Below are 8853 nucleotides of genomic sequence, written 5' to 3'. Positions count from 1 at the left end.
GCTCTTCCAAGGAGAGAACCTTCAGATCCTTTGGGGAGTCGATGCTGTCCAGAAGCTTGCCCATAACCCTCCTGTCTCTTTCTGTAATGCAATCCAATGATTCTAGGTCTGGAGCGGCGGCTTGAAGCTGCTGAAAGCCTGATGTTCACCAGGCCCGGCCTTTACATCCATAGGACCGTCACGATTGGTCGGCTTCTCCCCGGCCTTGCGTAGTATCAAATGTGCATGAACATTGGAGGGCCGATGGCTGACAATACACATGAAGGGGCACGCGTCGCAGTGATCATGGGATCATCAAGCGACTGGGAGACGATGAAGGAAGCCTGCCGGATGCTGGACCGGTTCGCTATCGTCTACACCAAGGAGGTAATCTCCGCCCATCGCACACCTGGGCGTATGGCGGAGTTCGCACATCAGGCCCGGAGCCAGGGTATAGGAGTCATCATTGCAGGGGCCGGCGGAGCAGCCCATCTGCCTGGTATGGTGGCGGCCCAGACCACGCTGCCGGTCATTGGGGTGCCAGTGAAGTCCCATGCACTGAGCGGGGTTGATTCGCTCTTGTCCATCGTGCAGATGCCCGCCGGTATCCCTGTGGCGACCACGGCCATAGGGGCATCCGGGGCTACCAATGCCGGCCTGCTGGCAGCTTCAATTCTCTCCATTAATGACTCAAGACTGGCTCAGGCCCTGGATGACTACCGTGCCGAGCTGGCTCGATCCGTGGAGGCGTCCAATGCCAAGCTTGTCTGAGGAGACCGAGGGGAGGATTGATCACCTGGAGCCGGGGTCCGTCATCGGGATCGTGGGCGGCGGTCAGTTGGGACGGATGATGGCCCTGAGCGCCCGCTACCATGGATTCCGCATCGGTGTGCTGGATCCCACGCCCGATGCGCCCGCGGCTCAGGTGGCTGACTTCCAAGAGACTGCCGACTATGGCGATCTCGACGCTATCAAAAGGCTTGCTGAACGCAGCGATGTGCTCACCTACGAATTCGAGAATGTGGATGCCGACGCATTGGATCAGGTGAGGGACCGAGTGGCCATCCCCCAAGGAACTGATCTGCTCAGGGTCACTCAGGACCGGGTCCACGAGAAGACCTTTATCAACCGTCATGGCATTGATACTGCCCCTTGGAGGCGGGTTGACAGTCTTGATCAGCTGGATACGGCTCTGAAAGAGCTGGGAATGCCCGCCGTGCTCAAGACGCGAACCGGCGGCTATGACGGCCACGGCCAGGCGGTCCTGCGCACTAATGAGGATCTTCAGGCCCTGAAAGCGCGGATCAAGGGCCAGGACTTCCCGCCCTCCGTGCTGGAGGGGTTCGTGGACTTCGCCTTCGAGGCCTCCATACTGGTCTCAGGCAACGGGAAGGACTATGTCACCTTCCCAATGGTGCGCAACGAGCACCGTCACAACATACTGCACATGACTCTGGCGCCGGCCCAAGTCGAGCCTGAAATGGCCGACCGCGCGCGTGACATGGCCCTGACTTTGGCTGACGGCTTCAAGTTGGCCGGAACCTTGGCCCTTGAGCTTTTTGTCATGCCTGATGGCGGTTTGGTGGTCAACGAGTTGGCCCCGCGCCCCCATAACTCCGGTCATTACACTATCGAGGCCTGCTCCATGGACCAGTTCGATGCCCACGTTCGGGGCATCGCCGGGTGGCCCCTGCCCAATCCTCGTCTGCTCAGTCCGGCGGTCATGGTCAACGTTCTGGGCCAGCATGTGGCCCCGGTCAGAAGGTTGCTTGGTGAACACCCCGAATGGTTCCTGCATGATTATGGTAAGGCTGAAGTGCGCACCGACCGCAAAATGGGGCATCTGACGGTGCTGACTGACGATCTGGAGAAGACGGCCAAGGATTTGGAGGCCACAGGCTGCTGGTCCGACCTGGACTGAACTGAATCCTCACATCTGTTCTGGCAATCCGGATGTAGGCTTGGTGGAGCCCAAGGAGTGTGTCTAATCATGAACGCTGGCTCATCGGTCGGCCGCCGGACGCGGCAGAAGAACGCTATCTGGAGGATTCTTCAGTCCCAGAACGACTTCGTCTCAGCCAAGGAGCTGCACAAGCTTCTTCGCGATTCAGGCCAGCGAATCGGCTTGGCCACGGTTTATCGACAGCTGGGTTCCCTGCATATGTCCGGCAGCCTGGACTGCATTGAGCATGGGGGCATTCGCCTTTACCGGGTCTGCCTTGCCCAGCGAAAGCATCATCACCATTTGGTCTGCGAACGCTGCGGAAGAACCGTGGAGATCAGCCCGCCGGACGATGGCTGGTTGAAGGCCGTGGCGGCTGAGCATGGCTTTACGGTCTCCTCGCACACCTTGGAGGTCTACGGCCTGTGCAGCAGCTGTCGGGACCGCTTCGGTCAGGCGGACGTCAGCGATCCTCCCGGCCCTTGGGCATGATGGTTTTGATGGCATCCCAGGCCTGCGAAGCCTTGAGATTAGGCAGGTAGGCCTGAACTACAGCCAGTCCGATCTGGGCTAGCTGAGCCGGGTCAGGATAGCAGATATAGACCGGGTGCTCGCTGGGCTGGAACTTCTTCTTGAAGAAGAAGAGGGAGCGGAAACCATAGGCCGGTTCCATCAGGTCGGCCACCAGATGCAGGGCATGCTGCAGGAAGGCGGTCCGATCTTCGCCGCCGTCCATGCCGGCCAGGGGAGCGGCCGACAGGCTCATGAATTCCGCCGTACCCTGGTCGCGCAGCCGTTCGGCCATGCGTGCTATCAGGAACTCCATGATTCCGTTGGGGCTGTCGGTCCGGTGCCGCATGAAGTCCAGGGTCCAGCCGATCACCTGGCCCTGGCGGTAGGTGGGCATCCAGCTGGTCACGGCCAGCACCTTGCCTTGGTCGTCCACGGCGTACAGGATGGCCATGCGCGGGTCCCTCAGCTCATCCAGGCCGCCCAGGGTGAACTTCATCTCAGGAAGCGCCTTGAGCTCGGCCCACTGCTCGGAGATGTCCACGATCTGCGACTGGACGTCCCAGGAGGCGTCGTTGAAGGTGGTCAGCACGTCGGTGATGTTGTCACGCTTGGCCTTGTTGATGGCTGTGCGAATGTCCTGCCACTTCTTGCCCTTGGTCTGCCAGAGGCTGGGGGTCACCACCATCTCAGTACCGACTGTCAGGATGGACCAGCCGCGTGCGGCCAGCAGATCGCGCTGGGGCTTGTGGACGCTATAGAAGACCGGTGACCAGGAGTGGGCGTTGCAGAAGCGCGTGAATTCGTCCAGATCGTCCGCATACTCGTCAGGATCGCCGAATGGACCGGTGGTTGTAAGGGCTATGCTGTGCAAAAGTCGGTAGGCGATGGCCGATCGGCCGCTGGGGGAGAACCAGTAGCTGTTGCCCTCCCAGGTGGTCATGAAGGACATGCTCTCACCCCCATACTCGACCAACTTGTCAGCCTCCTGGCGCTCACTGCCGTTCTGGATGACCGAGCTGCGCATCCAAGATAGAAGAACCACCAGGACCACCAACCAGAAGATCAGCCCTATTCCGTGGGTGACTATCCTTCCCGTGGGGGTGCGTGGCACCAGGGTTGGAAGGAAGCGCGAAGCTACACCATTAGGCAGGTAGAGCTCAGGCAGCTGGGAAAGTGCTCTGCCAGTGGTGGGCCAGGGGTTGAAGGAGCGGGGACTGATAGCGGTGAAAGCCATATAGCCCATGGCGGTGGCCAGGAAGGCCAAGACGATGGCGGCCCAGCCCAGCTGTAGACGTGAGGTCTTGGTCCGGACCAGGAAGATGCCCAGATTGCGCACCAGGAACCAGCTGAGAATCAACGGCGGCAGGGTGATGATCAGCAGCGAGGGGAGGGCTCCATGACGGATGGCCTGGGGCAGGCCTTCGCCGATAGTCAGTGGGAAGACTAGGAAATAGAGCAGGGCCAAGACAACGGTCAGGGCGTTGAGGACCACACCGGTGACAGCGGCGACCCGCCGGCCGTGATAGATGCCCCAAGCCACAACCAGCATAACTAGGGTGGGCATGATCAGGGAGGAGATACCAGTGGTGGGATGGCCGGCGACCAGGCCGTACTGCGCGTAGCAGCTGACCTGGTTGTTTTCTGCAAGGCAGCGAGACAGTGCAGCGCTTCCACCTGTATTTGAGCCCATGAATGTACCCAGCGGGGTGAAGAATCCGGCGCGGATTCGGGAGGAAACGGTGACCAGGGGACCAAGAGCCAAAACCGTGGCGACGGCTCCCAGCAGATGGCGGGTCTCGTAGGATCCGCTATGGCCATGCGGATTAGCATCCTGGACCGGTCCGTGCCAGAGGTGTCCGGTCAGGTGGCCGATCAGCGCCGCAGCCAGGGCGCAATAGTAGCCAGGGTTACCGGTGTACAGCACCATGAGGATCAAGGCTGTGTATCCGATGGTGGCGATCCTGCGCCGCCAGAGGAAGTCGCTGAAGGGGATGGATGCCATCAAAGATCCGACCACCAGGGTGATGGGGCTGAGCGACATGGGCACGTGGATGAACCAGGCCCAATGATCCTGGAGGGCATTGATCAACCAGCAGATTATCAGGCCGACCGCTGTGCCGCCTATCGCGCTGATGACGGCTGCCAGTACGGTGCGCCTGCGCCCCAGCCGAGTTTCGGCTATGCACAGCATGACCAGCACTAGGGCAACGTCTATAGCCAGCGGCAGGGGACCTGGGGTGATGACCAAGGATACCAGTAGTCGTGCGAACTGGACCAAGAGCGAGGGCCGAGCCTGTCCATGCAAGGGTCCGGGTGCCTGACGAATAATCAGATCAGATAGAGGCATGCCTAGCCGGTTTTTGCCGGGGATGCGAAGCAGCCAGATGAACAGCCAGCTAAACATGTTGACCAGGATTAGTCCGACGCTGAAGGCCAGCGCAAGGGCGTGGCGTCTGGCCCAATGGGCCAGGTCCGAAAGAAGCACGGCCTTGGCTGAAGGCTCCATCAGTTCGGATCCCTTATTCGTTGTCTGCATGATTGCGGCGGCTCTTTCTGCTGTATTGGCGCTTCAGCTTATGCTCATCTCAACAATATCCGGAAAATCCTGAATTGGTTGGGACATGGGGCCCAGCCCCATGGCTTCGCCCAACCATTCCAGCCCGGGTTTCCAGGCGGTCTTGACTGTATGCCAGTCATGACCCGACCCTTGGGTGACGACGGCCTGCACGCTCATGCCTGCCTGGCTGGCGGCCTTGGCGATGACCATCATATTGTGTTGAGACTCCTTGTCGTTGGATCCGGCGGCAGTGAATAGACGCTGGCTTGACGGAGCCCGATCCATGATGGCTCTGGCAGGGACTTGGGCCAGAAAGCGTTTCCGGTCGCCGCCGAAGTAGTCCTTGATCATCTGGTCCTGTCGACCTTGGGTCGGCTCCAGCTCCCCGTCGGCTGGGAGCATACTCCCGTAGACATCGGGATGCCGCGCTCCCAACTGAGTGGAGCAGGTTCCACCCTGGGAGAACCCTCCGATGGCCCAGAGCTGGGGTTTGCTGTCGACCGGTAGGTTGGTGCGGATCCAAGCGGGCACGTCATGGCTCAAATAGGTTTCGGCCTTTCCGTAGACGGGGGAATCTACGCATAGGCTGTTGTGGAAGGAGGACCCATTCTGGTCGGGGGATACCACCACTGGAGCCAGGCCATCGTGTTCGGCGGCGTAGGCATCCATCATGGCCGGGATGGCTCCGGCAGTGAAGAGCCGGTCGGGGCTGCCGGGCTGACCAGCCAGAAGGACGAAGACGGGCAGGGCCGGGGGTTTCTTGCTCAGCGCCGCGGGCGGCAGATAAATATCGGCTGGACGGGCCAGGAAACGGGAGTTGTCATTGGGGATGCGAACGCTATATGAGCGACCTGTGCGCGGGTAGGCTGGCAGGTCGCCCCGGGAGGCCCGGGATCGCCACTGTGCCACACTCATGGCTGGTCTGGCTGTCTGATGGCTCCCATAGTCAGGATAAAGGGTGACACTGAACAGGGATCCCAGAGTGGTGAACTCTCCGTAGATGATATCCACTCGCAGCCCGGTGGACAGCAGGCAGAGCAGGACGCTCAGGGCTGCCAGGAGGCGGCGCCATCCCCGTGAAGTGATCAGTATGCAAATGGCGAATCCCACAGCCATGAAGCCCAATGCCACGGTGATGATGACCATCCAGCCTAGGGAAACTCCGAAGAGCATGAAGACATCGGAGACTAACCAGGTGATCAGCAGTCCCAAGGCCCCTATGCCCATGGCAACGGCGATCTGTCGCAACAGTGTCCGCCAGCGTCCATGGGTCAGTCCGGTCAACACCAGCAGAATCAGGGCGAGGGCCGTCAAGGTGAACAGCGTTGCGGGCAGCCATCCCTGGGTCAGATGGACCTTTGCCAGCCATGCATTCATGCAATTCCTTCCAGCCAAAACGTATCCGCAGTTCAGTATAGGGAGTGTCTAGGCGGATGATAGCCATTTGTACAGGCATCATTTCTGGCCATTGGTAGTTCTATGGTAGATTTATTGATAATCAATCTCAATAATGCTTCTAGGGCCGCCGCTGGGCCCCAGGTCGTCGCCAGAAAGGAACTTTCATCCATGCATGCCAGCAGCCCACGCCTTCGCCGGACCCGCACCTTAGTCACCGCCCTCCTGACAGGCCTCACCCTGCTGACCTTTCTGACAGGCTGTGGGAAAAGCGGATCATCCCCTTCCGCTTCCGGATCCGGTCCTCTGCAGGTGGTGACCAGCATCAATCAATGGCAGTCCCTGGCCGTGGACCTGGGCGGCGATCAGGCCCGGGTGGATACCATTCTGAGCAACACCTCTACTGATGCCCATGATTATGAGCCGACAACGGCCGACATCGCCCGGATCAGCCGCGCCGATCTGGTCATAGTCAACGGAGCCGGCATTGACGACTGGGCGGCCAAGGCCGCTGAAACCGGGCAGGCCCGGCTGGTGGACATATCCAAGGCATCAGGACGCAAAGCTGGCGACAACCCCCATCTCTGGTTTTCCTCTCAGAGCAGGAGAGCGGCCGCCAAGGCTGTGCATGAGGCCTACCGGCAGCTGCGGCCAGACCAAGGAGACGGCTTTGACAAGGCCTACCAGGACTGGCAGGGTCGACAGGCCCGGCTGGACGATCTGATTGCCAAAGCGCGCAAGCAGACCCAAGGTCGGCACTACGCGGCTACGGAATCGGCAGCATACTATCTCTGCCATGATCTGGGCATGAAGGATCTGACCCCAGAGGGGTATCTGCGGGCGGCCGCCAACGAGAGTGAGCCCTCGCCCGAGGACCTGGTGGCCTTCCGCCATTTGCTGGCATCCGGCCAGTTGGACATGCTGGTGCTCAACACCCAGGAGGTCAATCGAACCTCCAAGGATTTGGCCACTGAAGCCCGTAAGGCCCATGTGCCGGTGTTCGAGGTCAGTGAGCAGCGCCCCGATAAGTACCGAAACCTGGAGGATTGGATCAGCGCCCTGGTCCAGCGGGTGCCGGGCGCCAAGGCCTGATAGGCCCACTCGCTCACTGTGTTCGCTAAGGGGTGTTTTCACTGGGCTTGTCGTCCTTGATGGGAACAATGGCACAGGTATCGGTAAAGGCCCATGGGGCCCAGTCGCCAAAGTCAGGAGTAAGCGGTGAAGGATCGTAAGCGTCAGCCCGGCCGGTGGACATCCTGGATGCAGAACATGACCGGACGTCTTCGGGTGCGTGGGTGGGTCTACCTGCTCGCCTTCATCCTGATTGACTTCCTGTCAGTGGGCATCCTGCAGTGGGGGGTCTCCCTGAACAGCTCCCGCGTAGAGCTGTCCAACCCGCTGATCGGCTTCTGGGGCTTCATCTCGGCCATGTGGACCCAACGTCGGTTCGTCCTGGTGCTCAATATGCTGGCTGTGGGCCTGGTCTACCTGGCCCTGGCCTACCTAACCAATCGTTTTTGGGCGGCATCAGGGCTGATCCTGGCCATCTGTGCGGTCATTGCGGTCATCGAGCGTTTCAAGGTGCGTGCACGGTATGAGGCTATTCTGCCCTCGGATTTGGATTTCCTCCATGCCGATGCGGCCAATCTGGTCTCCTTCCTGCCGGCTCGGTCCCTGCTCATGATCGGGCTGGGAGTCGTGGCTCTGGTCGTTCTCGGAGTAATCTGCTGGGTGGTGTCACGGATGGATGCCCGTCGCGGTCGTCCGGTGGCCACTGGCAACAAGCCTCTGGGTGCGGGACTGCGTACGGTAGGGGTCCTGGTCCCGGTTCTGGTGGTGGCACTGTTCATGTCCACTGTGGGCACCTACGGCAGCCCCGCCTACCGCTTCTCGCAGTTTATGGGCGACATACCCTCCATGTGGGACTCGGTCTATGATGCCCAGCGTAACGGGGTCTTCGTGTCCTTCTCGCGGCAGCTGCGGCCCAAGGTTATGGACCAGCCTGCAGGCTACAGCCGTGCCACCATGAAGTCTCTAGCCCACCGCTACCAGCTTTCGGCTGATCGCATCAACCATGACCGCAAGTCCTACATGAACGAGTCGACCCTGGTCTACATCCTCTCCGAGTCGTTCTCGGATCCCACACGGGTGCCGGGCGTCGCACTCAATCAGGACCCTATGCCCCATATCAGATCCATCAAGGAGGGCACCACCAGCGGACTCATGCTCTCCTCCGGCTACGGCGGCGGCACGGCCAATCTGGAGTTCCAAGCCATGACTGGCCTGTCCATGGCCAACTTCGATCCCTCGCTGACCTCTCCCTATCAGCAGGTCATCCCTCACCTGAACTGGATACCCACGGTCAATCAGGCCTGGGGGTCACCATCCAGGTCTCTGGCCTTCCATCCCTATGAGTCCTCCATGTATTCCAGGGCCGAAAACTACAAGAAGTTCGGCTTCTCGCACT

The 8853-nt window shown here is 60.4% G+C and carries 7 protein-coding genes; 5 read left to right on the top strand and 2 right to left on the bottom strand.

Annotated elements, in window-relative coordinates; translation table 11 throughout:
• Window positions 1-243 precede the first annotated feature (243 nt).
• The 3 genes from purE to AC0AP0_RS05895 all read left to right on the top strand — a co-directional run bounded on the left by purE (window position 244) and on the right by AC0AP0_RS05895 (window position 2413).
• On the top strand, window positions 244-750 hold the full coding sequence (gene purE / locus AC0AP0_RS05905) for a 5-(carboxyamino)imidazole ribonucleotide mutase (protein WP_110413205.1): 507 nt from the start codon (window positions 244-246) through the stop codon (window positions 748-750).
• Window positions 734-1900, top strand: a complete 1167-nt coding sequence (gene purK / locus AC0AP0_RS05900; protein ID WP_490429697.1) for a 5-(carboxyamino)imidazole ribonucleotide synthase — start codon at window positions 734-736, stop codon at window positions 1898-1900. Before purE ends, purK begins: the two co-directional genes overlap by 17 nt.
• A 69-nt stretch (window positions 1901-1969) precedes the next feature.
• Window positions 1970-2413, top strand: coding sequence for a Fur family transcriptional regulator (locus AC0AP0_RS05895; protein ID WP_445341773.1), 444 nt, complete (start codon window positions 1970-1972; stop codon window positions 2411-2413).
• Here AC0AP0_RS05895 and AC0AP0_RS05890 read toward each other — a convergent pair.
• The gene (locus tag AC0AP0_RS05890; protein ID WP_490429696.1) at window positions 2385-4970 is read right to left on the bottom strand and encodes a bifunctional lysylphosphatidylglycerol flippase/synthetase MprF; all 2586 of its coding nucleotides are present in this window, start codon (window positions 4968-4970) and stop codon (window positions 2385-2387) included. The genes AC0AP0_RS05895 and AC0AP0_RS05890 overlap by 29 nt on opposite strands.
• Before the next feature lie 33 nt (window positions 4971-5003).
• On the bottom strand, window positions 5004-6368 hold the full coding sequence (locus tag AC0AP0_RS05885) for an alpha/beta hydrolase (protein WP_490429695.1): 1365 nt from the start codon (window positions 6366-6368) through the stop codon (window positions 5004-5006).
• 189 nt (window positions 6369-6557) lie between these two features.
• Between AC0AP0_RS05885 and AC0AP0_RS05880 the strand changes: the two genes are divergently transcribed.
• Together AC0AP0_RS05880 and AC0AP0_RS05875 are read left to right on the top strand one after the other, a co-directional pair.
• Window positions 6558-7478 carry a metal ABC transporter solute-binding protein, Zn/Mn family gene (locus AC0AP0_RS05880; RefSeq protein ID WP_490429694.1) on the top strand — a complete coding sequence of 307 codons (921 nt, stop codon included), beginning with the start codon at window positions 6558-6560 and terminating at the stop codon, window positions 7476-7478.
• Between the two features lie 126 nt (window positions 7479-7604).
• Window positions 7605-8853, top strand: a 1249-nt coding sequence (locus AC0AP0_RS05875) for a sulfatase-like hydrolase/transferase (RefSeq protein WP_490429693.1), incomplete at its 3' end; no start/stop codon positions are given.

The organism is Bifidobacterium sp. POST2/T3 (B1) (assembly GCF_058197115.1).
The sequence above is the reverse complement of the archived record's forward strand: the minus strand, read 5'-3'. Positions and strand labels throughout refer to the sequence as shown.